At 68.7% G+C, this 21,372-nt stretch carries 22 protein-coding genes and 4 pseudogenes; 17 read left to right on the plus strand and 9 right to left on the minus strand.

All coding sequences use genetic code 11. The features are described from left to right. The first annotated feature begins 44 nt into the window (after positions 1–44). Genes ACIBP6_RS19505 through ACIBP6_RS19520 form a run of 4 tightly spaced genes read left to right on the plus strand, consistent with a single transcriptional unit; the run spans position 45 to position 2,815 of the window. Entirely contained in the window at positions 45–692 is a 648-nt protein-coding gene (locus tag ACIBP6_RS19505) for a chorismate mutase (RefSeq protein WP_397053914.1), read from the plus strand. Positions 693–740: 48 nt separating this feature from the next. Then, positions 741–1,466 carry a molybdopterin-dependent oxidoreductase gene (locus tag ACIBP6_RS19510; RefSeq protein WP_397053916.1) on the plus strand — a complete coding sequence of 242 codons (726 nt, stop codon included), beginning with the start codon at positions 741–743 and terminating at the stop codon, positions 1,464–1,466. Then, the gene (locus ACIBP6_RS19515; RefSeq protein WP_397053918.1) at positions 1,450–2,091 is read left to right on the plus strand and encodes a cytochrome b/b6 domain-containing protein; all 642 of its coding nucleotides are present in this window, start codon (positions 1,450–1,452) and stop codon (positions 2,089–2,091) included. Before ACIBP6_RS19510 ends, ACIBP6_RS19515 begins: the two co-directional genes overlap by 17 nt. 43 nt (positions 2,092–2,134) lie before the next feature. Continuing rightward, positions 2,135–2,815: a nitroreductase family protein gene (locus tag ACIBP6_RS19520; RefSeq protein ID WP_397053920.1), complete on the plus strand. Its 681-nt coding sequence runs from the start codon at positions 2,135–2,137 to the stop codon at positions 2,813–2,815. Between the two features lie 43 nt (positions 2,816–2,858). On the opposite strand, the gene ACIBP6_RS19525 is transcribed toward ACIBP6_RS19520, so the two are convergent. Both ACIBP6_RS19525 and ACIBP6_RS19530 read right to left on the minus strand, forming a co-directional pair. After that, on the minus strand, positions 2,859–3,344 hold the full coding sequence (locus ACIBP6_RS19525; protein ID WP_397055369.1) for an MmyB family transcriptional regulator: 486 nt from the start codon (positions 3,342–3,344) through the stop codon (positions 2,859–2,861). Positions 3,345–3,408: 64 nt separating this feature from the next. After that, positions 3,409–4,383: a class I SAM-dependent methyltransferase gene (locus ACIBP6_RS19530; protein ID WP_397053922.1), complete on the minus strand. Its 975-nt coding sequence runs from the start codon at positions 4,381–4,383 to the stop codon at positions 3,409–3,411. Between the two features lie 140 nt (positions 4,384–4,523). Here ACIBP6_RS19530 and ACIBP6_RS19535 point away from each other — a divergent pair, with 140 nt between their 5' ends. The 5 genes and pseudogenes from ACIBP6_RS19535 (at position 4,524) to ACIBP6_RS19555 (ending at position 8,301) form a co-directional block, all read left to right on the plus strand. Beyond that, positions 4,524–4,952, plus strand: a complete 429-nt coding sequence (locus ACIBP6_RS19535) for an organic hydroperoxide resistance protein (protein ID WP_397053924.1) — start codon at positions 4,524–4,526, stop codon at positions 4,950–4,952. 90 nt (positions 4,953–5,042) lie between these two features. Then, positions 5,043–5,498, plus strand: a pseudogene (locus ACIBP6_RS19540) (hydantoinase B/oxoprolinase family protein); the annotation flags it as partial. Between the two features lie 52 nt (positions 5,499–5,550). Continuing rightward, on the plus strand, positions 5,551–5,979 hold the full coding sequence (locus ACIBP6_RS19545; RefSeq protein ID WP_397055394.1) for a hypothetical protein: 429 nt from the start codon (positions 5,551–5,553) through the stop codon (positions 5,977–5,979). A gap of 320 nt (positions 5,980–6,299) precedes the next feature. Beyond that, entirely contained in the window at positions 6,300–6,860 is a 561-nt protein-coding gene (locus tag ACIBP6_RS19550; protein WP_397053926.1) for a hypothetical protein, read from the plus strand. A 1-nt stretch (position 6,861) separates the two neighbouring features. Then, complete coding sequence (locus ACIBP6_RS19555; RefSeq protein WP_397053928.1) at positions 6,862–8,301, plus strand: dihydrolipoyl dehydrogenase family protein; 1,440 nt, start codon at positions 6,862–6,864, stop codon at positions 8,299–8,301. A 45-nt stretch (positions 8,302–8,346) separates the two neighbouring features. Here the strand turns inward: ACIBP6_RS19555 and ACIBP6_RS19560 are convergent, their stop codons facing one another. Then, entirely contained in the window at positions 8,347–9,327 is a 981-nt protein-coding gene (locus ACIBP6_RS19560; protein ID WP_397053930.1) for a GlxA family transcriptional regulator, read from the minus strand. 167 nt (positions 9,328–9,494) lie between these two features. On the opposite strand from ACIBP6_RS19560, the gene ACIBP6_RS19565 reads away from it, so the two are divergent. Further along, positions 9,495–9,740, plus strand: coding sequence for an alcohol dehydrogenase catalytic domain-containing protein (locus tag ACIBP6_RS19565; protein WP_397053932.1), 246 nt, complete (start codon positions 9,495–9,497; stop codon positions 9,738–9,740). A gap of 71 nt (positions 9,741–9,811) precedes the next feature. Here the strand turns inward: ACIBP6_RS19565 and ACIBP6_RS19570 are convergent, their stop codons facing one another. The 5 genes from ACIBP6_RS19570 to ACIBP6_RS19590 form a co-directional block, all read right to left on the minus strand. After that, complete coding sequence (locus ACIBP6_RS19570) at positions 9,812–10,414, minus strand: TetR/AcrR family transcriptional regulator (RefSeq protein WP_397053934.1); 603 nt, start codon at positions 10,412–10,414, stop codon at positions 9,812–9,814. A gap of 357 nt (positions 10,415–10,771) precedes the next feature. After that, entirely contained in the window at positions 10,772–11,545 is a 774-nt protein-coding gene (locus ACIBP6_RS19575) for a thiamine pyrophosphate-dependent enzyme (protein WP_397053936.1), read from the minus strand. 1,052 nt (positions 11,546–12,597) lie between these two features. Next, the gene (locus ACIBP6_RS19580; protein WP_397053938.1) at positions 12,598–12,966 is read right to left on the minus strand and encodes a hypothetical protein; all 369 of its coding nucleotides are present in this window, start codon (positions 12,964–12,966) and stop codon (positions 12,598–12,600) included. 29 nt (positions 12,967–12,995) lie between these two features. Continuing rightward, positions 12,996–14,042: an alpha/beta hydrolase fold domain-containing protein gene (locus ACIBP6_RS19585; RefSeq protein WP_397053940.1), complete on the minus strand. Its 1,047-nt coding sequence runs from the start codon at positions 14,040–14,042 to the stop codon at positions 12,996–12,998. After that, positions 14,039–14,935: an NAD-dependent epimerase/dehydratase family protein gene (locus tag ACIBP6_RS19590; protein WP_397053942.1), complete on the minus strand. Its 897-nt coding sequence runs from the start codon at positions 14,933–14,935 to the stop codon at positions 14,039–14,041. The genes ACIBP6_RS19585 and ACIBP6_RS19590 overlap by 4 nt, the downstream gene beginning before the upstream one ends. 162 nt (positions 14,936–15,097) lie before the next feature. Between ACIBP6_RS19590 and ACIBP6_RS19595 the strand changes: the two genes are divergently transcribed. The 7 genes and pseudogenes from ACIBP6_RS19595 to ACIBP6_RS19625 all read left to right on the plus strand — a co-directional run bounded on the left by ACIBP6_RS19595 (position 15,098) and on the right by ACIBP6_RS19625 (position 20,102). Beyond that, entirely contained in the window at positions 15,098–15,670 is a 573-nt protein-coding gene (locus tag ACIBP6_RS19595) for a TetR/AcrR family transcriptional regulator (protein WP_397053944.1), read from the plus strand. A gap of 334 nt (positions 15,671–16,004) precedes the next feature. Then, positions 16,005–16,314 (plus strand): annotated as a pseudogene (locus ACIBP6_RS19600) (TetR-like C-terminal domain-containing protein); the annotation flags it as partial. An 89-nt stretch (positions 16,315–16,403) separates the two neighbouring features. Continuing rightward, a pseudogene (locus ACIBP6_RS19605) lies at positions 16,404–16,757 on the plus strand (lipase); the annotation flags it as partial. 174 nt (positions 16,758–16,931) lie between these two features. Continuing rightward, a complete protein-coding gene (locus tag ACIBP6_RS19610) occupies positions 16,932–17,873 on the plus strand; it encodes an RNA polymerase sigma factor (RefSeq protein WP_397053946.1) in 942 nt (313 codons plus the stop codon). 86 nt (positions 17,874–17,959) lie between these two features. Further along, a complete protein-coding gene (locus tag ACIBP6_RS19615) occupies positions 17,960–18,676 on the plus strand; it encodes an alpha/beta fold hydrolase (RefSeq protein WP_397053948.1) in 717 nt (238 codons plus the stop codon). 332 nt (positions 18,677–19,008) lie between these two features. Then, a pseudogene (locus ACIBP6_RS19620) lies at positions 19,009–19,747 on the plus strand (transposase); the annotation flags it as partial. A gap of 121 nt (positions 19,748–19,868) precedes the next feature. After that, complete coding sequence (locus ACIBP6_RS19625; RefSeq protein ID WP_397053950.1) at positions 19,869–20,102, plus strand: IS3 family transposase; 234 nt, start codon at positions 19,869–19,871, stop codon at positions 20,100–20,102. 117 nt (positions 20,103–20,219) lie between these two features. Here ACIBP6_RS19625 and ACIBP6_RS19630 read toward each other — a convergent pair whose 3' ends face one another. After that, on the minus strand, positions 20,220–21,365 hold the full coding sequence (locus ACIBP6_RS19630; RefSeq protein WP_397053952.1) for a hypothetical protein: 1,146 nt from the start codon (positions 21,363–21,365) through the stop codon (positions 20,220–20,222). Positions 21,366–21,372: the final 7 nt, after the last annotated feature.

Here is a 21,372-nt window from a genome sequence, read left to right on the forward strand (position 1 = left end):
ACGGCCCGTTCCACTCCCTGCGTACACGAAACCAAGGTGAACAAGTGAACCCGCGAAACAGGATGACGCGCTGCGCCGTGATCACCGGATTGCTGGGAGCCGCAACAGTACTGACCGCCCCTCAGGCCATGGCCACAGGTGCCCATACGAACGCCGTCAGCAGCACGGTCAAGACGACCAAGCCACTTGGCAGGCTCGGCCCTCTGACGGACATCATGATCGAGCGTGTTCGTGTGAGTGATGACGTGGCGGCGTCCAAGTTCGGCACCGACTCACCCATCGAAGACCCTGTGCGCGAGGAACAGGTACTGCAGCAGGTCCGGACGCAGGCCGACGCCGTCGGGGTGGATCCGGACGTGGCAGTGGCGTTCTTCCGGGACCAGATCACCGCCAGCAAGGTCGTACAGAAGGGATTGTTCGCTCGCTGGACCGCTCACCCGGAGGAAGCGCCCACGACGCGCCCCGACCTCGGCCAGATCCGCGTGCGGTTCGACCGACTGACCACGGACCTGCTTCACGAGCTCAAGAAGACCGAGCGACTGCGGGACAAGCCCGTCGGCTGTGCGGCGCAGCTGGCCCTGGCCATCCGATCGGGGGCGGCGCTGGAACGGCTGGACCCGCTCCATCGCCAGGCGCTCAATGTGGCCACCCGCTCTGTGTGCCGCTCCAGCGAGCCGGCCGGACAACGCTGAGCACTTGGCAACCGTCGAAACCCGACCCGGACCGCGGGAGATGAACACGTGAACTCTGAACTGCCCGAGGAGCGGGGCGCTCCCGTGGGGCGGCGGATATTCCTCGGCACGCTCGGGCTGGGCGCGCTCGGCGTCTTCGCCGCTCCCGGGCTGCAGCGCGGCATGGAGGCGTTTCTCAGTGGTGCCGCCGAGCAGGACCCGACCGGTTTGACAGGTCTGCTGCCGAACGGCGGCGGCTTTCGCTACTACTCGGTCACCTCGTCCGTCCCGCGCAAGGGCGCCGGGACGTACCGGCTCACCGTTGACGGCCTGGTGGACCGGCCGGCGACGTACACCCTGGCCGATCTCAGGGCGCTGCCCCAGACCCGCATGGTGCGCGACGTTCAGTGCGTCACCGGGTGGCGGGTCCCGGGGACCCCGTTCGAAGGGGTGCCCCTGTCCCGGCTACTGGACGCCGCGGGGACGCACCCCTCGGCCGGTGCGGTGCGCTTCACCTGCTTCGACGGCGCCTACACGGAGAGCCTCACCCTCGAACAGGCGTGCCGCGCGGACATCCTGATCGCCCTGCGGATGCGGGACGAGGACCTCGGTCACTCCCACGGCGGCCCCGTCCGTCTCTATGTGGCGCCCATGTACTTCTACAAATCCGCCAAGTGGCTCTCCGGCATCACCGTCACGGAGGACGTGGAACCGGGCTACTGGGAGGCGCGTGGCTACGACATCGACGCCTGGGTGGGCCGATCAAACGGACGCGACGATGAGCCGACGACCTGATCCTCCGCCGACCGCCACGCGCCTGCGGCGATTCAGCGGGGGCGAGCGCTGGGCCCACCGCGCGACGGCCGTGCTGATGGGCGTGTGCGTGCTCACGGCGGCCTTGCTGTACCTGCCTGCGTTCGCCCAGCTCGTCGGCCGCCGTGCCCTCGTGGTCGCCCTGCACCAGTGGTCCGGCCTCGCTCTCCCGATCCCCGTCCTGGCCGCTCTCGGCTCCCGGGCGCTGCGCGCCGACCTGACCCTGCTGAACCGCTTCGGCCCGCACGACCGCCGCTGGCTGCGCGCGGTCCTGCGCCGGGACAAGCGCCCGGAGTCCCGTCCCGCGCACAAGTACAACGCCGGGCAGAAGCTGTTCGCCGCCTGGGCCGCCGGTGCCACGCTCGTCATGCTCGGTACCGGGCTGATGATGTGGTTCGCCCAGCTCATCCCGCTGGGGTGGCGCACGGGGGCGACGTTCGTACACGACTGGCTGGCCCTCGCCCTCGGCATCGTTCTCGCCGGCCACATCGGCAGGGCCATGGGCGATCCCGAGGCCCGCCGGGGCATGCGCACCGGATCGGTCGCACGGGAGTGGGCGATGAGGGAGCACTCACTCTGGCGGCCGGAACCCGATCCACCACGCTGACCGGCGTGCGGCCTTCGTTCCTCTACCGATCAGGAGCAACACAGTGAACAACAGTAGCCCGGCCTACCCGGCCCTCGGGCTCACTGCCGATGAGGTCCTCACCACCACGCGCGCGGTTCGCAAGCGCCTCGACCTGACGCGTCCCGTTCCGCGGGAGCTGATCCAGGAAGCCGTGAAGGTCGCCACCCAGGCGCCGACCGGCCGCAACCAACAGCAATGGGACTTCTTCTTCATCGACGACCCGGCGATGAAGGCAAGGGCGGCCGACATCTGGCGCGCCGGGCTCATGGCGGGCGCTCCCGACGAGCACGACTCCGCGCCCCTTCCGACCCGGATGAGCTTCGCTTCGTCGGAGTGGCGACGGATTCGGGGCAGCCTCGGCCACCTGGTCGAGCATCTACATGAGGTACCGGTGCTGATGATCCCGGTGGTGCGGGTCGCTCGCCGCGCGGAACTCGACTCGATCCGCGGGCAGGCGCACAACTGGGGCTCGGTCATTCCGGCAGCCTGGAGTTTCATGCTCGCCGCGCGCGAACGCGGACTGGGAACGGCGTGGACCGTCGCTCACCTCACCTATGAGCGCGAGATGGCCGACCTGCTCGGCATCCCGTTCGACAACACCGTCCAGGTCGCGCTGACCCCCATCGCCTACACGATCGGCACCGACTTCAAGCCCGCCCCGCGGGCCGATGACAGGAAGTTCAGTCACTGGAACCGCTGGTAGCGGTGTTCTTGGAGAGGCGGTCGTCGTCGGCGGCCGCCTCGTTTTATTGGGCCGGCAGGTGCAGCGCGGTCTCGGACGGGCTGCCGGGTTCGGCGTCGTAGACGAACAGCGTCTGGTCGGAGTCGTCGGCGGGGGTGAGGGCCTGGTAGGTGATGGCGACGTCGCCGAGGAGGGGATGGTGGTAGTCCTTGCTGCCGGTGGCGCGCTGGTGGACCTTGTTGTCGGCCCAGTAGCGGCGGAATTCATCGCCGTGGATGGACAGGTCGCCGACAAGCGGGATCATCGGGGTGGCGGCCGGCGTCGCGGCGGAGCATGGGGGCCGTGTCGGCGGCGACCGCGGCCAGTTTGCGTACAGCTCGCGCGCGTGCGGGTCGAGGAAGACGAAGCGCGCTTGGTTGCGCTCGGCCGCGGGCAGGGCACGGAAGTCGGTGATCAGGCGTCCGGCGAGCCGGTTGTGGGCCAGGACGTCCAGGCGGCGGCCTAGGACGAAGGCGGGCCGGCACGCCGTTCCCAGGAAATCCAGATGGATGCGCTCGGCCTGTCACGCATCCGTGCGCCGGCCCTCCACGACGGCATAACGGCCTGGTTCCCGCCTATGAGTCGCCACCGATGCGTTGTGCCGCGACCAGCACGGGCCCGCCCGGCACCGTGGGGAACTGCCGTACGTTCCGCAGGCCGTACGCGGTGAGAGTCTTCGTCATCCGGTCCGCGTCGTAGGTGTTGCCGCCGTTGCGTACGGCGTGCCAGTCGGCGACGGCCCGGCGCAAGGGGGCGATGGTTGCCGGGTTGGTGCCCACGACGATCCAGGCGCCCGGCTTCAGAGCCTCGGCCAGCCGCGGCAGGGCCTGGGTCAAGGCGGCCTCCGCCAGGAAGGGGGCGGGGAGCCAGACCAGGTCGTAGGCGGCTTGTTCCGCCACGTCCACGACGTCGGCGTGGCGCAGGGTGACGCGGCCGGAGGCCTCGGTGCCGGCCTCGGCCAGGTCCTCGCGCGCCAGTCCCAGCACGCGCTCCATGACGTCAATGCCGACGACCTCGGCGCGGGGGAACGCCTCCGCCAGGGCCAGCGCCAGAGCCGCGATGCCGGTGCCGACGTCCAGGATGCGGCTGCCCTGCGCGTCCAGCCGGTCCGTCAGACCGGGCAGGGCGGGGACGACCTTGCCGGCGATGGCGCGGCCGGTGCCTGCGGACGCGCGGCCCTGGTTACGTAGCACCTCGTCGTCCTGGTCCGCCCAGCCGCCGGTCTGGCCTGGGTCCCCCGCGGCCGCCGCCACCGCCTGGCGCAGCGAACTCAGGCGTGCCTGCGCCGCGCTGCGGTTCGTCGGGCCGTCGGGGTACTGGTACGACGGGTGCAGAACCAGCTTGTCCCCGTCCCGCTGTACCAGCCCGGCCGCTTCCAGTACGGCGGTGCGCTGCGGGTCGGCCGCCAGGACGTCGGCCGGCGGCTTCGTGGCGGTGTCGTCCAGGGTGGCGATCAGTGCCGCCAGCGCCCAGGCCGCGGCTTCCAGGGTGGCGGCCGGATCGTCGTTCAGATCCAGGGAAAGGACGGAGGGCAGAGGAGTCACGGACATGCTGGGACCTTTCCTGTCTGAGGGGTTTGCCAGAATCACTGGTACGACATTAGCGGATAGAACGTTCGGTCTTGACGAGCACGTTGCCTGGCGTCATGATGTGGGTAGAACGTTCGGTCTTGCAAAGGAGCCGTAATACCATGAGCGAACCTCTTTACGTCGGCATTGCCACCTCCACCGGTGACGGCAGGGCGGGAGGGCAGGCGAGGACCAACGACGGCCTGCTCGACGTCTCCCTGGCGATCCCGAAGGAAATGGGTGGCCCCGGTGGCGCGACCAACCCCGAGCAGTTGTTCGCGGCGGGCTGGGCCTCGTGCTTCCACTCGGCGCTCAAGGCCGTCGCGGCACAGCAGAAGACCCAGATCGCCGATTCCGCGGTCATCGCCGAGGTGCAGGTGCACTCGACGCCGGAAGGCGGGTTCACTCTCAGCGCCGCACTGCACGTCGAACTGTCCGGCGTGGAGCAGGCGGCGGCCGACAAGCTCGTCGAGGCCGCCCACGCGATCTGCCCATACTCCAACGCGACCCGCGGCAACATCCCGGTGACCGTGGACGCGACCGTCGCGTGACACCGGTGGCCGGGCTGAGGTGAACCCCTCAGCCCGGCCTGGGGCAGTGGCGCCGGAGGCAAGAGCTTCGTGTCGCCCCTCTTCGACGTCATGGCCAGCGGCTACGGAGCCCAGGTGTACCACGACGGCGTGGACACCGGCGGCCGGCTCATCATCCCCTCCGAGCGGGCGCCTGACGTCCAGATGACCGAGCACCTCTACCCTCTCGTCGCTCTGCGGCGCCGGGAGCAGACCGACTCCGGCGGGCCGGGCCGGCAGCGCGGCAGGATGAGCGGCTCGGCCTGCTACGTCCAGCACCCGGATCGGAAGGGGACGATGTCGCTGGTCGTGTCCGGGACCGGCAAGGTCGCGAACCAGAACGTCGGCCTGGCCGGCGGCTACCCGGGCAACTCCCAGCTCGACCTGATGGTACGCGGCATCGACCTGCCCCAGCTCGCCCTGGCGGTCACCATCCCCGCCGGCCTGGGCCAGCTCGGCGACGAGATCGAGGTGCTGCCCTGTGAGCGGGAGTCGGATCTGGGCCCCGGCGACGCGCTCTACCCTGCATTGGCAGGCGGGCGGCGGGTACGGCGACCCGCCGCTCCGCCCAGCCGGGAACGTGCGCGAAGACGTGCGGCAGGCCCGGGTCTCGGTGGAGGCCGCGCGGGACGTCTACGGTGTCGTGCCCAGGGACGACGGCGACGTGGACGTCGTCGCGCCCGGCAAGACCCGGGAGAAGCTCCGGCTCCGGCGCGCATCCGGTGCCGGCCTGTCAGGCACCCGGCTGCCGCCGATCGGATCGCCGGACCCGACCGGTGCCCGACGGCGCGACGACAACCTCGCCGTCCTGGAATCGCCGGAAGGCGGGACGGTCGTTGCCTCCGCTGCGGCACGTGGGATCGGACCGCTGGCCGGTGGCGCGTTCGTCGCGGGGCCGGCTCGCCACGATTCGGCCCCGGCCGAAGCGGGGCCGCACATCTGGCACGACCGTCGGAGTACGTCGACGCGGAGGTTGTCTTCCGGCAGCTGTTCTGCCCGGGCTGCCTGACCCGGTCAACTCCCGCGTCGTCCCCCGTCGACCATCCCCTTCCGGCCGACGACTACCGGAGCTGGGCGTAACTTCGCCCTCCAAAGAAGCGCCGGGTCGAACAGGTAGCCGGCCGTCGCGCAGCATCACGAAGTGCCGGGCGACCGGCTCCCGGATCGCCGCGCTCGATGGTTCCCGCATAATAGATAGAACGTTCTGTCTTGACAGCTTGACGCTTCGTTGCGATGCTGATCCTGCATAGAACGTTCGGTCTCACTGGGAAGTGTCAGTGGCCCGCCGCGACCATGGCCGCCTTGCGCCACACCATCGAAAGGATCATCGTGACCACCCTTGACTCACCCGCCGCAGGCAGGATCGCATCGGCGCTGCGCCGGCTCTACTTCGTGCGCTTCGCCTTCGCCATCGTCTGGGCGGGCTTGATGTTCGTCACCAAGGGGCAACTCGGGCCGCTCGGTATCGCCCTGGTCGTCATCTACCCCTTGTTCGACGTCGCCGCGGCGATCGTGGACGCTCGCGCGTCCCGCGCCACAGGACCGGCTCTCGGACTCTACGTGAACATCGCCATCAGCCTTCTCGCCGCCATCGGCCTGGCCATCGGCGGCACCGCCTCCGGTGTTTCCGGGGCCCTGCTCGTGTGGGGTGTCTGGGCGATCGTCTCGGGGATCGTCCAGCTGATCGTGGGCGTCGCCCGTCGCAAGATGGGCGGCCAGTGGCCGATGATCCTCAGCGGGGGCATCTCCGTGCTGGCCGGCGGGTCGTTCGTCTTGGGAGCCTCCGCGCCGAACGCGTCGATGGCCAACGTGGCCGGTTACGCGGTCCTCGGCGGCATCTTCTTCCTCGTCTCGGCGCTGCGCCTCGGCCGCGCCGCCAAGGAGAACTGACATGGACGTCACGACGTACGACGTCATCGTCATCGGCGCGGGCCCGGTCGGGGAGAACGTCGCCGACCGGGTGGTGCAGGGCGGCCTGAGCGCGGCCATCGTCGAGCGGGAGCTGGTCGGAGGCGAGTGCTCCTACTGGGCCTGCATGCCGACCAAGGCGCTGCTGCGCAGCGCGGCGGCGCTCCGGGCGGCCGGCCAGGTGCCCGGCGCGCGTGAGGCCGTGACGGGTGACCTGGAGGTGGCCGCCGTCCTCCGCCGTCGCGACGCCTTCGCCTCGCACTGGAAGGACGACGGGCAGGTCGCCTGGCTCGAGCAGGCGGGGATTCCGCTGTACCGCGGGCAAGGGCGGATCAGGTCCGCCCGGACCGTCGAGGTCACCGGTGAGAACGCCGTCAAGACCTCGCTGACCGCGCGGCACGCCGTCGTCATCGCGACAGGAAGCGGCGCGCTGGTCCCGGACATCGCCGGTCTGCGCGAGGCGGCGCCGTGGACGAGCCGTGAGGCGGTCGCCGCGACCGCGATCCCCCGCAGGCTCTCCATCATCGGCGGTGGCGTGGTGGCGTCGGAGATGGCCACCGCGTTCGCCGCTCTCGGAGCCTCGGTGACGATGCTGGCCCGCGACGGTGTGCTGCCGCTCGCGGAACCGTTCGCCGGCGAGCGGGTCGTCGAGTCCCTGCGGGACGCGGGTGTCTCCGTCCGGCTCGGCGCGGAGGCCGGATCCGTGAAGCGTGACGACGGCGGAACGGTACATCTCACGCTCACCGACGGCGAGCGGGTCGAAGCCGACGAACTGCTCGTCGCGATCGGGCGCACACCGAACACCCAGGACATCGGGCTGGACACCGTCGGCCTGACCCCGGGCGCCTGGCTCACGGTCGACGACACTCTGCGGGTCCTCGGGGACGACGGGGCGCCGATCGGCGACGGGTGGCTGTATGCCGCCGGCGACGTCAACCGGCGCGTTCTGCTGACCCACCAGGGCAAGTACCAGGCACGCGCCATGGGTGACGTCATCGTTGCGCGCGCAAAGGGGGAAACGGTCGAGGACGGCCGGTGGGGGCGGCACGCGGCGACGGCCGACGAGCGTGCGGTTCCCCAGGTGGTGTTCACCGAACCGGAGATCGCCTCGGTGGGGCTGACCGCGGCGGCCGCCGAGGCCGCCGGGCTGCGGATCCGGGCCGTCGACTACGACCTGGGCGCCGTTGCCGGGGCCGGTCTGCAGGCCGAGGGATACCGGGGCCACGCCCGCATGGTCGTCGACGAGGACCGGAAGGTGATCGTCGGTTTCACGCTCGCCGGCCCGGACGTCGCGGAGCTGTTGCACGCGGCGACGATTGCCGTGGCGGGAGAGGTTCCGCTGGACCGGCTGTGGCACGCGGTCCCCGCCTTTCCCACCGTCAGCGAGGTCTGGCTGCGGCTGCTGGAAGCCTACGGCCGCTGACAGCCGGCTCAGTGCTGGTCCCGCCGCAAACCGCGGCGCGCTTGGTCACTGCGCTGTCGCCGGCTCTGGTGCGTTGTGCGCCCGGCGGTAGGCCATCGGGGACAGGCCCACGTGGGCGTAGAACTGTTTGCGCAGTGCGACCGGGTCGCCGAAGCCGCAGACGGTGGCGATGCGCGCGATGGTCAGGTCGGTGGACTCCAGGAGCAGGCGTGCGTGTGCCAGCCGGCGCTGGGCCGGCCACTTGAGCGGGCTGATGCCCGCCTCACTGCGGAACCGGCGGGTGAAGGTGCGCACGCTCATGTGCGCGTGCCCGGCCATGTCCTGCAGCGTTATCGGCTCGGCCAGCCGTTCCAGTGCCCACTGCCGGGTCGCCGAGGTGGAACGGTCGGTGTCCTGAGGGACCAGGTGCTCGGTGAACTGGGCCTGTCCGCCCTCGCGTCCCGGTGCCGCCACGCACCGGCGGGCGGCGGCGGCCGCGACCGTCGCTCCATGATCCAGGCGGACCAGGTAAAGGCACAGGTCGATGCCGGCCGCTCCGCCGGCGGAGGTCAGGATGCGCCCGTTGTCGACGAAGAGCACATTCGGGTCAACCTCAACATCGGGGAACAGTCGCGCGAACGTGTCGCACAGCGCCCAGTGGGTGGTGGCCCGCCGGCCGTTGAGCAGGCCGGCCGCCGCGAGCAGGAAGGCCGAGGTGCACAGGCTCACGATGCGGGTCTGCGGCCGGATCCGATCCAGTACCGCGGCGAGGTCGCCCGGCAGCGTCCCCGTCGCGAGCAGGTCTTCGCTGGGCTCCAGGATGGCGATCACGACGGTGTCCGCGGTCCACAGCAGCTCCTCGTCGTGGTCGACGAGGAGCTGGAAGTCCTCGTGCGTGCGGACCGGCCGGCCTCCGAGCGAGAAGGTGCTCACCGAGTAGAGACGCGTCCCGTCCGGGGTGCACGCCTCGTTGAACACCCGGGCCGGGATGCCCCGATCCAGGGGCAGAACTCCGTCGAGGGCGAGAACGGCAACATGATGGGGCATGGCTGGATCTCACTCGTCGCCGTAACCACGCGACAAAGTGATCTCGCCGGGCTCGGCCCGGCGAGATCACCTGAAACAGACCTGAGCGAGGAATCATGAGTGTGCACACCATGCGTGCCGTCACCATCTAGGAATTCGGCGGACCCGAGGTTCTGAGAGCCGAGCAGGTGGCCCGGCCCGAGCCGCTGCCGACCGAGGTGCTGGTGCGGGTGCGCGCCGCCGGGATCAACCCGGTGGACTGGAAGACCCGCGCGGGCCAGGGCATGGCCGGGCTGCAGAAGCTGCCGCTGATCCTGGGCTGGGACGTCTCCGGCGTCGTGGAGGTCGGCTTCGGTGTCACCACGCTCGCGCCCGGCGACGAGGTCTACGCCATGCCCTGGTTCCCGCGGCCGGCTGGTGCCTACGCCGAGTAGGTCACGGCGCCCTCCACACTGTCATCGGGGTCGGAATGCGATCGCCCGGCAGATCGAATTCCGCCGATTTGCTACGGCAACCCGTCGTAGTCGGTGGCGGCATAAACCTGTACGAGCCTCCCGACTCCGTGCAGGAAGGTTTCGCAGATCAGCGCCGGGTCGAACAGGCAGCCGGCGGCCATGGCGCCGTCGCGCATCATCACGAAGTGGCGGGCGGCGGGCTCGGCGCCTGTCTCCTGGATCTTGGCCAGCAGTTCGGTGACGGTCTCCAAGAACCATTGGCGGTGGCCGAGCACGGTCTTGTGCACCGGTGACTCTGGATCGGGATACTCGGCGGCGGCGTTGAGGAAGGCGCATCCCCGGAAGCCGGGGGACTGGATGCCTTGGGCGATGGACTCGCCGAGGGCCCGGACGGTGTCGGCGGGCGGCAGTCCGGCGGCGACGACCTCGTCCGCCTGACCCCTCATGGCTCGGTCGACCTCGTTCAAGTAGGCGAGGACGAGGTCTTCCTTGCCGGGGAAGTGCCGGTAGAGGGTGGCCCGCGTCACCTGCGCTTCCGCGACGATGCGATCGATGCCGACGGCGTGGATGCCCTCCGCGTAGAAGAGCCGGGTGGCCGTGTTGAGCAGCCGGGACCGCGCTTCGGACGGCCGGCCTTCGGATGGGCTGGGCATACCACGATTCTAGGGGTAGAACGTTCGGTCCTGACAACTTGCGCCGCAGGTTGTCATTCCTTCCAAGAAAGAACGTTCGGTCTTGATATGAGGTCCAGCAGCCAGCTTGTCATATTCATGTCCCCACCAGTGGCTGCGCGACCAGGAACGTCGCGCGGCGCCGTGCTGAACCGCTTTCCACATCCCTATTGCTCACCCCGTACCGAGCTCCGGAGCTCACGGTCTTCGTCCGGCTGTGCCTTGAGCGCCTTGGCGAGCTCGTCATGGAGCACACCGTGTGGGCCAGGACTGGTCACCATGCCGGCGGATCTGGTCTCGGTCATGCGGGGTGGTGGAAGGTTCCGTAGAGCACCGATGTCAGCCGCGGATGTATCTGCCGATGTCCTCAGCGTGCTGGTCGACGCCTGGGGAGAGCGGAGGGCGGCCTGGTGCGAGCAGGTTGGCAGCCATGGGGCTCGCGGCCCTCTCCCCTCGTTCGTAGGCCTGGACCATCTTGGCGACCTGGGCCGGTGTGACGGTCTCGCCGAAGGGCGGCTCGTGCGGGTCCACGCATTCGACCAGCGCCGGCCCGTCGTGCGCGAGCGCCCGCGCGAGCACGTCGCGCACCTGGCCGGCCTCCTGCACGTGGAACCCTTTCAGACCGCAGCCCTCGGCGACCTTGACGAAGTCGATCGGCGACAGGTCGCACGCGTACTGCGGGTTGCCCAGGTAGGCGTTCTGCTCCCACACCTCCAGGCCGAGCGTGTCGTTGCGCAGGACGACGACCTTGACCGGCAGGCGGTGCTGCGCGAGCGTGGCCAGCTCCCCCAGGCACATCGCCAGGCCGCCGTCGCCGACGAACGCGACGACCGGCCGGTCGGGGTAGGCGATCTGGGCACCCATCGCGTACGGCAGCGCCGACCCCATCGAGCACAACGTGCCGGAGAAGGAGAACTGCATGCCGCGGCGCAGCATCACCCGCGACCCCCACGAGCTGACCGTCCCGGCGTCGCCGGTGAGGATCGCCCCATCGGGGATGACCTCGCTCAGCGCGCACGTCACCGCCTGCGGCTTCATCGGCACCGCGGGGTCGGCGGCACGCCGGCGTTGCAGCTCCCACCACTGGTCGTAGAGCTCGCGCGACCCGATCACCTTGAAGGAACGCCTCAGGGAGGACCTCCACCGGACTCTGATCCCACCGCGCTGAACTGTCCCCGTAGCGGGACGTCTCTCCAGTGGAGCCATCCCAGCCATGCCATTGGGCACCTGGGCAGCGAACTCCTCAGCAGGTTGTGCCGCTCCGACGGTCCGCAGCCGAACTTGTTGCCCTCCCGGCGCAAGGTGTCGGCCCGCCTTCGGGGATGGTTCCGCTGGCCGGTGATGGTTCGCCGCTACCGTGAGCCGGCCCCGCGCCTGCGGGGATGGTGCAATGCATCCCTGGGCCGACATCTCGCACGCGGTCGGCCCCGCTTGCGCGGGGATGGTCCCGTCTCGGTAGACCTCGCGATACCGCTACGACGTCTGCCCCGTGCCTTCAGGAATAGTTCGGGCTGCGGTTCGAGCCGCACCGTCACGCACCCCCATGCACTGCGACGGTGACGTGCCAAGGACAGCGCAGCCGATTCATGAACATCACGGTGCACAGCCAACGGCCCTACCAACAGGACTGAAGATCGGAAGGGCTCAAGGCCTTCAAGGCACTTGAGCCCATCCGGGACCCTCTTCTCTATGATCTCCGATCCAGTGCCGGATGGTGCGCACTTCGGAAGACGCTGAACTTCAAGGGCATTCCTCTCTGCCTCCAAGGGAGGACAGATCGGCACCGTTGATCTGCAACCCGAGTCGGCCTGACTGGCCGATCTTCTTGATCCACCGGCCCCAGCGGGGGCTTCGCTCGAATTGCTGAGCAATTGCCCTCCGAGAGGAGCGCACCATCTGGCTGCCGGCTCGCCAGCGCCCACTGCCACGCCGCCCTGTGGAGATCCGCCGGCTCATCGCCATGTGGTTGGCGCCGTTCTGGGGTGGGTTGGTTGCGACAAGCTCGACCTCGAAGCCGTCGGTGTTCTCCAGGTAGGCCGCTTAGTGCTGCGTGCCGCCGGCGTGCGGGTGGAGCTCGGGGAACATCAGGCTCCAGCCGTGCTGGGCTGCGTCGATGGTCAGCTTGTCGACGGTGGTGGCGGCCTCGATTCGGAAGGCCAGGTGGTTCAGAACAGTCCCGGGCCCTCACCGCTGACCGGCACGACCGCAGCGATGTTGCCGCTGTCCGGAGCCAGGACGGTGCCCACCCGTCTGCGGGCGATCGCCCACTCCTGCCATTCCTGCTCGGCCGCGGCCAGTTCGGCCTGGATGCGATCGGCTTCCTCACGCAACCCGTCGACTCGACGGCGAGCAGCGAGCTCGTGCTGTTCCAGCAGCCCGACGACCGACGGCATCTGCAACCTCCCGAGGAGCGACGACACGACACGCCACCACTCCCACCGAATCACCGCCTCTGCTCCTGACCAGCGAAAACGCCGCCTCAGATGCGGAACGACAACAGCCACCAAAGCAGCAGTCGTCGGCTCGATGAGCACAGAACCCCGCGGCAACGCGTGCGGGCACCTCAAAGGCGGCCGTCACCGCCCGGGTAGCCGGGTCTGCGGCGGTCTGTGCGGCTCGGGCGCGGCTGAGGGAAGAGCACGCTGTTCGACTGCTGCCCCCTCCGGTCCACGAAGTCGCTTGTCTCCGATGCGAGCTGCTCATGTGTCCTGGTGGGATCCGAATTGGGCCGGCCGGGCCGCTCGGTACGCGCGCCTCGCAGAAGGGCGATGACGTCTCCGGCCGTCCGACGGCCCTCCGGGGTCGGCATGATCGGCCAGTCATGGATCATTCCCTCGCCGATGTGCAGGTGAAGATCGGTTCCGGCCATGTTTTCGCTCCGGTCCCGGAGCAGAACGGCGTCGGGAAAGAGAACGTCGCGAGTCCCGGCGTACACGTGGACGAGTCCGAGGTGGTCCAGGTGGCCGTTCAGAGGACTGGTCTGAGGGTTTGAAGGGTCGGCTGGGGCTGCCCAGCGGACCGCGAGAACTCGGATGTGCTCGACATTCAGCAACGGGTCATGTGGTGTGATGTCGGCGATCTTCGGATTGGTGAAGGTCAGGTCGAGGGCAGGTGAGATGAGAACGGTGATATCCGGGCGCTCGCCTTGCGGGGTCAGGGCCTGGAGCACGGACAGAGCGATGTTCGCGCCCGCTGAATCGCCGATCAGAGCGGTCGGTCCCTGTTTCTGGACGTGCTGAAACAGGCCCAGCATGACCGGAAGGACGTCGGCGTGGGTAGCGGCGGGCAGGCGCGGGTAGAGGGGCAGAGCGACTTCGCGGCCGGATCCAACGGCGATCCGGGCGGCCAGGCGCCAGTGGTGCGTGGTGATGGGGGCGGCCCAGGCGCCGCCGTGGATGTAGAGGGCGTAGTGCTTCACCGGATTGACCGGCGTCAGCCGATAGACCGGCCAGCCTTCGAACTCCTCCCGCCGGACCGTGACACCCGGCAGCCGCGGCGGGGACGGGTTGGCCACTTCGGTAAGGAATCGGCTGGGCTTGAACTGGCGCTTCTTCACTCCTGTTACACGCAGCAGACCGACAATGGCGTGGCTGACCAGGCTGGGGCTCACGGGTTCACAACCTGGTAGGAGCCGGAGCGCACGTCGTCCAGCAGGGCGGGACCGCTCGTGCTCCACCCGAACGTCTCGTGCGCCTTCCGGGAGGGTGTGCGCGCCGACGATTGAAGCAGCGCGGCCATCGGCCCCATGGCGCTCTCGGCCTGTTCGGCGGTGATCGAGGTCGCGGTGGTTCCGGTCAGATCCGCGATCGCCTCGGCAAGTTCGCGGAAGGTGAACGGCTGCGGTCCGGACGCGTTGTAGATGCCCGCCACCGGATGCTCCAGGGCCCTCAGGTACAGGCGGGCGAGATCGTCCGCGTGCACCGGGGTCCACTCGTTGTCGCCGGAGCCGATGTAGGTGGCAGCGCCCGAGCGGGTCGCGGCGCCGATCAGACTGGTCAGCAGCATGGTGCCGCCTCGACCGTAGACCAGACTCGCGCGGATGATGATGCCGTTCAGGCCCGCCGCCTCGCGCACCAAGCGCTCGCCGACGAGCTTGGACGGCAGCAGACCCGGCTCCGGCAGTTCTGCGTCTTCGTCGCGGGAATGGGCAGGGTCGAGCCCGTAGACCAGGTTCGTGCTGGTGTAGATGAACGGTTTGCCGGTACCCGCCTTTCCCGCCCCACGGGTCAGCGCCTCCACAGCAGCGGCTTCTGCCGTGACCGCATCATCGCCGCCTGCATAGTCGACTGCGGTGTGCACCACGGCATCGGCTTGTGTTGCAGCCCTTTCCAGGAGCGCGGTGTCGGTCAGGCTGCCGAGCAGAGGACGCGCGCCCGCCTGGGTCGCTTTCGCTGCTGATTCCGGGGACCGGGTCAGCGCCACTACTTCGTGGCCTGCTGCGAGGACGTGTTCGACGAGCACCGAGCCCAAGTAGCCGGTACCCCCGGTGATGAGGATCTTCATGTTCTCTCCAGAACCGAACGGGCAGTGAAACGGATGATTCATCCGGTTGCCTCACCTTAACACCAACCGGATGAGTCATCCGCTTCATTGTCCGGGCCGACCGCCCGGAGGCTTCGGACCCAGGCGGGGCAAGTGGAGCTGCTATCCGTTTATGCTGGAGAAGTGACCGCTCCCCCGCTCCGTAAGGACGCAGCACGCAACCGTCAGCGAATCATCGAGATCGGCCGGAAGCTGGTCGCGGACGGCACCCCGATTCAGCTGAACGAGGTGGCCCGCGCGGCCGGCGTTGGCGTCGCCACGGTGTACCGGCACTTCCCAACGCCTCAGGCGTTGATCGAGGCGGTGGCGGTGGACGGACTGGAGGCGCTGATCCAGGCCGCCGAACGGGCCGGGGAGCAGGACGACCCTTGGACGGCCTTTCGCGATTTCCTGGTCAAGATCGTAGACGCGCAACTAAGTGACGCCGCCCTGTCCCCCGTACTGGCCGCACCCACGGCCGCCCTACCTGGCACAGCGCATCTGCTCGATCAGTTGTCCTCGTTGTTCACTGAACTATTCGAACGGGCCAGGGCCGCAGGGCGGCTGGCGCCCGGCATCACGCTCGCCGACATGACGCCATTGATCTGTGGAATCGCCTTCTCAGCCAGGATGCATCCAGCCATCGATCCGCAGGAGCAAGCCGCAGTCGGCCGCCACTACCTCGATGTTGTACTGAACGGGCTGCGGGCCCGCTGAGCGCCTCGGGCATCGAGACCCAGACCAACTAGGCCACGATGCCGGCAGTGGCGCCTCGAACGCATCGGTGGCCTTGCGGCGCTCAGTACGAGACCGCTCAGGACGGGACGCCGTCCCGGGGCGCAGCCCCGTCGGATGCAGGCGACCTGAGCCCGGACGGCGGCGCGATGACGCCGCAAAGGGATCACCCTCTTTCCCTTCGGGGTCGCACCGGAGGGAGCAATTGTCAATTCTTGTGGATCACCGCAGGGAGCCTCAAGTGGCCCGCAGCCATTGATCGAGGACTGCGAAGTCTTCGTTGGTGAGGCCGCGGGACGACGCGATGCGGTCCTTCGCGGACGCCTACCGCGACTACGCCCGGGAGCACCCCGGTCGCTACGCCGCCGCCCGGCTCAGGCTCGACCCCGAGACGGCCGCCGCCAGTGCCGGCGTTCGGCACGCACAGATGACGCGGGCGATCCTGCGCAGCTACAACCTGACCGGACCAGACCCACGCGGTCCGGATGCCGGGCAGCGTCTTCCACGGCTACGTCAGCCTGGAGATGGCTGGAGGCTTCAGCCACACCGCCGTCAATTCGCAGGAATCCTGGGCCTGGATCGTGGATTCCCTCGATGCTCTGCTACGGAACCGGACCACCCCTTGACCAGCAGGAGCCGCACCACCGGAGGCGGTCCGCCGCGCGCACCGGCGCAACCGAACAATCCTGAAGATCCTGATCAACAGGCTGAGGCAATGAGCACTGTGCACGACTGGATCACCACACCTGTCACCGCGGACATCCTACGCGGTTTCCTCGACCTGGAGCCGACCGCGCACGGCCTGCTGCCGCATCGCCTGCCCACTCGGGCTCGCCGCCAGATCCCTGACGACCAACTGGCCGTGGCCGAGGCCCAGCCCTCCGGCGTGCGGCTGGTGTTCCGCACCTGGGCCACCACCATCGAACTGGACACCCTGCCCACCAAGCGGGTCTACCAGGGCTTCCCGCCCCCGGCGGACGGCGTGTACGACCTGCTGGTCGATGGCCGTCTCGCTGCCCAAGCCACGGTGGCCGGCGGGAACGTCCGCTCGATCACCGACATGGTCACCCGGTCCTCCGCGCGGGAGGTGACGGTCGAGGACTGGAGCATATGGATATGAACGGCCCAAGGGGCGTGGCCATCGCGAGTCACCTCGATGGCAGAGCCCCTGGAGTGATACCCCCACTCATGGCCGGTTTTACCCGCCTCTCGGCTGGACCCGGGGGTGTGGCAGGGTGGCGACGTGCGTACTTCCCGGGCGGTGTTGACGTTCGACGAACTGGTCGATGGTGAGCTGGTGGTGCTCGCCCAGTCTGGTGATGCGGCTGCCCTGGGCTCGCTGCTGGCGCGGCATCGTGGCGGCATGCTGGCGGTGGCGTTGAGCGTGCTGCGGGATCCGGGCGAGAGCGAGGACGCCGTACAGGACGCGTCGCTGACCGCGCTCGCCCGGATCGGCGACGTGCGCGATCCGGTCGCCGTCGGGCCTTGGCTGAAAATGATCGTCCGCAACTTGTGCCTGAAGCGGTTGGCCACCACGAAGGCGATCCCGGTCGGCGATCTACCGCCGGTCGCCGATCCGGCCGCCGATCCGCAGGAGGTGCTGGAGCAGCACGCGCAGCGCGACTGGGTATGGCACGCCGTCGGGCTGCTGTCACCGCCCTTGCGCACGGTGACCCTCCTGCGGTACTTCTCCTCGGTCACCCGTTACGACGAGATCGCGGCCGCCTGTGGTATTCCGGTCGGCACTGTCCGCCGCCGACTGCACGAGGCGCGGGGCATCCTTTCCCGTACGCTGCTGACGATGCGGCACAGCGCTCACGATGACATGGGCGCGCTGACGGCGGCACGCCGCCGGGATGCGGAGGAGGCCGTCGCGGCCGGGCATCATGGCACGTTCGGGGCGTTGCTGCGAGAACGCTGGTGGCCCGACGTGGACATCGCCTGGGCGAACGGCCGCCGGACGCGCGGAATCGAGCACCTGGTGCGGGTGGTGGACGACCGCACGTCAGCCGGGACTCGGCAGCGGGTCACCGGCGTGGCCGCGAGCGCCGACGTCGTGGTGTGGGAGACCGACGTGTTCAGCCCGCCCGAGGCCGGGCCGGGGTGTGCGCCGTACATGTGCTGGCTGCTGTCCTACGACGCCGGCCGGGTGCGCCGGGTGCGGCTGATCCATCGGGCAGCCTGAAAAAATCTTGGCGTGGCAGCGAACTTTTCAACGTGCCACCGGATCGTGTTGCTGATAGCGACACAACCGAAAGGCAAGATTTTCTCATGTCCGACACCTCGACGACGTTCGTTCTCGTTCCCGGCGCCTGGCAGGGGGGCTGGTCCTGGCAAGCGGTAGCGCGGCGCCTGCGTATCGCGGGCCACGACGCGGTGACGCTCACCCTGCCCGGCCTGGCGGACGGCGATCCCCATACCGACCTTCGCCTTTCGGACGCGGTGAACTACGTCGCAGGCGAGATCGAGCGGCGCGACCTGCGTGACGTGGTGCTGGTCGGCCACAGCTGGGGCGGCTACCCGATCACCGGAGCCGCCCATCGGATCGCTCACCGGCTCGCCGCGATCGTGTACTTCAACGCCCTCGTCCCGGCTCGCGGTGTGCCGTTGATCGACGAGAACCCGGACTACGCTGCCATCCTCCGGGCGGCGATCGACTCCTCGCCCGACGGCAGCGTCTCCGTCACGTTCGAGCAGGTCCCGATGCTGGTGCCGGAGCTGCCCGAGGCGGCACAGCGGCTGTTCCACGAGCTTCTCGTGCCGCAGCCGGGCGCGTACTTCCTGCAGGCGCTCGACGTGGACGACGTGACGACCCTGGGTCTGCCTGTGGCGTACGTCCTCAGCGAGAATGACCGCGCCCTGGCCCGCCCAGGCGACGAACTGGCCGCCAGGATCGGCCTGACGCCCCTGATGGTGCCCGGCGGCCACCAGTCCATGCTGACGCACCCTGACGAGGTGACCGAGGCGCTGCTCAAGTGCTCGATTTAGCTGCGTTGGGGCCGCGGGACGTGCCGGCGGTGAGCACGATGCCGGCACGTCCATGTAGCCCGCGCACGTACGTAAGCGCCGGGCGTCTGCCGATGATTACATCCGCCCAGGTCATAACCCTGCGAATGGTTGGTTAGCATATGACGGCTATGCGGTCGTATGTATATGGGAGACTTCGCTCTATAAGCATAAATTCGAGCGGCTGTCGTCGCCGTTGCGAGCACCCTTTTGATTATTATATGACACTCTAATTCCGTCTCGCCCAAAAATGTGACAGAAACCCTACCGGTCGGGGTCACTACCGATCACATGTTTGGAGCAACAGTTCCGCTATGAGCGAGCGGAAACCGTACCCCAGCGATATATCCGACGCCCGCTGGGCCCTGATCGAGCCCACCCTAACCGCCGGGCGGCAGGCCCGACTCGACCGCCGGCCCACCGGCCAACCAGCCTCGGTCGAACTACGGGAAATCTTCAACGCGATCCTCTACGTCAACCGCACAGGAATCGCCTGGAATACCTGCCCCACGACTTCCCCTCGCACAACACCGCCTACGCCTGCTACGCGGCCTGGCGCGATGAGGGAATCTTCGCTCAACACAACTACGACCTCACCGGCCTGGCCAGCGTCAAGGAAGGCCGCAAGGCCGAGCCGCAAGCGAGGCATCGTCACCGACACCCTCGGCCTCATCCTCGCCGTCACCGTCAGCGCCGCCAGCCTCTCCGACAACATCATCGGAACACCACTACTCAACCACACAAAAAACGCCTACCCGCGATATCCAAAACCTGGGTCGACACCGGCTTCAAAAACGCCGTAATCGAACACGGGGCCCGATTAGGCATCGACGTCAAAGCCGTCTCCAGAAACCCGACACCCGCGGATTCCACATCGTCAAACGCCGCTGAGTCGTCGAACGCAGCCTGGGCCGGCTCATGGTATACCGCCGATTAACTCGCGATTATGAGACCTTAGCCTCCAGCTCTCAAGCCATGATCCACATCGCATCGATCAACAACCTCAGCAAGCGCATAACGGACGAGGCAACTAAAACCTGGCGAAGCACCTGTGCGGACATAAGCCCGCAATCCACTCAAATAAACGCCCACTCAGAGGGCATAACAGAAAGAGATTGCCCGCATCCATACGGTGATGATTGCCGTTGAGTGAGTGTGAGGATGAGCAGCTGCCGTGGATGGTCTGCACCGCCGGGCGCTGCCGGCCGTGCTGGTCGCCGAGGTCTTTGCCAGCTCGCACGGGACCTACGGCTACCGGCGGGTGCACGCCGCCCTGGCCCGTCGGGGTGAGCACTGCTCGGCCGAACTGGTCCGCGCCCTGATGCGCGACCAGGATCTGGCCCCCGGCGCAGGTACGGGCGTTCCGGCCGGCCACCACCGCCGCAGGCGACTTCCGTGGCATCCCTGACCTGGTCGGCCGTGACTTCACGGCCGCCCGTCCAGGCCTCAAGCTGGTCGGCGATATCACCTACGTCCGCACCTGGGAGGACTTCCTCTACATGGCCCTTTCACGGGACCACCACGGTCACCCCTCGGCGACGTCGGCCAGCGCGGTCCCGTACCGCTCGACCCCGAGGTACGGGTTGAGATGCGGGTGGCGGCTGCCGACGGCGACGTCCCGCCAGAACCGCTGCAGCGCGTTGCTCGTGCGGAAGCCGCTCGCGCCGTTCAGGTCCAGCAGCAGCTCGACGGCCGCGCGGCAGTCCCGCGCGGCGTCCGCGAGCGCCATGCGCAACCGGGGCAGGTCCACATCGGACAGTTCACGGACATCGGTTTCCTTCGCGATGACAAGCATGGTCTGCTCGGCCCGCTCCACCAGGTGCGCCGCCTCAGCGAGCCAGTGCCGCGCGCCCGGCGACTCCCCCATCCGCGTGTAGGCGGTCATGAACGGCTTGCGGCCGGAGGCGAACATCGCGTTCGTCACGTCGAGGGCGCCCTGCGCGCCGCCGAGCACCGGGCCGAGCACCGTCATCGCGTACAACATCTGGTCGTTGGGGCTGAACATCGCCGGGGCCGCGCCCACGACTCGTTCGGCGGGCACCAGCAGGTTCTCGGCGACGAGCGTGTGGCTGCCCGTCCCGCGCATCCCGGCCATCTGCCACGTCCGGTCAATGGTCAGTTCCGCCACCGGCACCACGATGAACGAGAGCGCGCCATCGATCAGCACCGCGAGGGAGGCCAAAGCCGCGTCCTCGCACCCGGAGACGTTCGGCCATCGGCCGTTCACCCGCACTCCGTCGGCGGCGCGGGTTCCCTGGGCGCCGGGCAGGCCGGAACCGCAGAAGAGGAGGTTGGCGTCGGTGAACACCCCTTCGGTACGGGAGAAGCACGCGGACGCGAGGTTCTTCGCTGTCACACATGTGCCGACGACCCATGCCGATGACGGGCAGGCCCGTCCCAGCGCGGTGAGGCGCCGGGCGACAGCCTCCGTGCTCGCCCAGGCGCCACCCTGCTCCCGCGGCGTGCGCAACGCGAAGTCGCCGGCCTCCCGCAAGACGTCGAGGCATTCCGGCGCGAGCCGATCGTTCTGTTCGGTCTTCTCGGCATGAGCGCGCAGGATGTCGCTCGTCATTGCAGCATCGTCCATCATGGCGTCGACCCAACCACTCCTCGCGCGCCTTCGGCCATACGCGGGCGGCGCGGGTCCATACGCGGCTGTGCGCGCCTCCAACTAGCAT

This window comes from Nonomuraea terrae, from assembly GCF_044465245.1.
Lineage (GTDB): Bacteria > Actinomycetota > Actinomycetes > Streptosporangiales > Streptosporangiaceae > Nonomuraea > Nonomuraea terrae.

Excerpts from the sequence above, each read along its gene's own strand:
- ACIBP6_RS19555 (WP_397053928.1), top strand. The coding sequence starts at position 6,862 with ATGGACGTCACGACGTACGACGTCATCGTCATCGGCGCGGGCCCGGTC.
- ACIBP6_RS19515 (WP_397053918.1), top strand. The coding sequence starts at position 1,450 with ATGAGCCGACGACCTGATCCTCCGCCGACCGCCACGCGCCTGCGGCGA.
- ACIBP6_RS19535 (WP_397053924.1), top strand. The coding sequence starts at position 4,524 with ATGAGCGAACCTCTTTACGTCGGCATTGCCACCTCCACCGGTGACGGC.
- ACIBP6_RS19570 (WP_397053934.1), bottom strand. The coding sequence starts at position 10,414 with ATGCCCAGCCCATCCGAAGGCCGGCCGTCCGAAGCGCGGTCCCGGCTG.
- ACIBP6_RS19615 (WP_397053948.1), top strand. The coding sequence starts at position 17,960 with ATGTCCGACACCTCGACGACGTTCGTTCTCGTTCCCGGCGCCTGGCAG.
- ACIBP6_RS19560 (WP_397053930.1), bottom strand. The coding sequence starts at position 9,327 with ATGCCCCATCATGTTGCCGTTCTCGCCCTCGACGGAGTTCTGCCCCTG.
- ACIBP6_RS19590 (WP_397053942.1), bottom strand. The coding sequence starts at position 14,935 with ATGAAGATCCTCATCACCGGGGGTACCGGCTACTTGGGCTCGGTGCTC.
- ACIBP6_RS19530 (WP_397053922.1), bottom strand. The coding sequence starts at position 4,383 with ATGTCCGTGACTCCTCTGCCCTCCGTCCTTTCCCTGGATCTGAACGAC.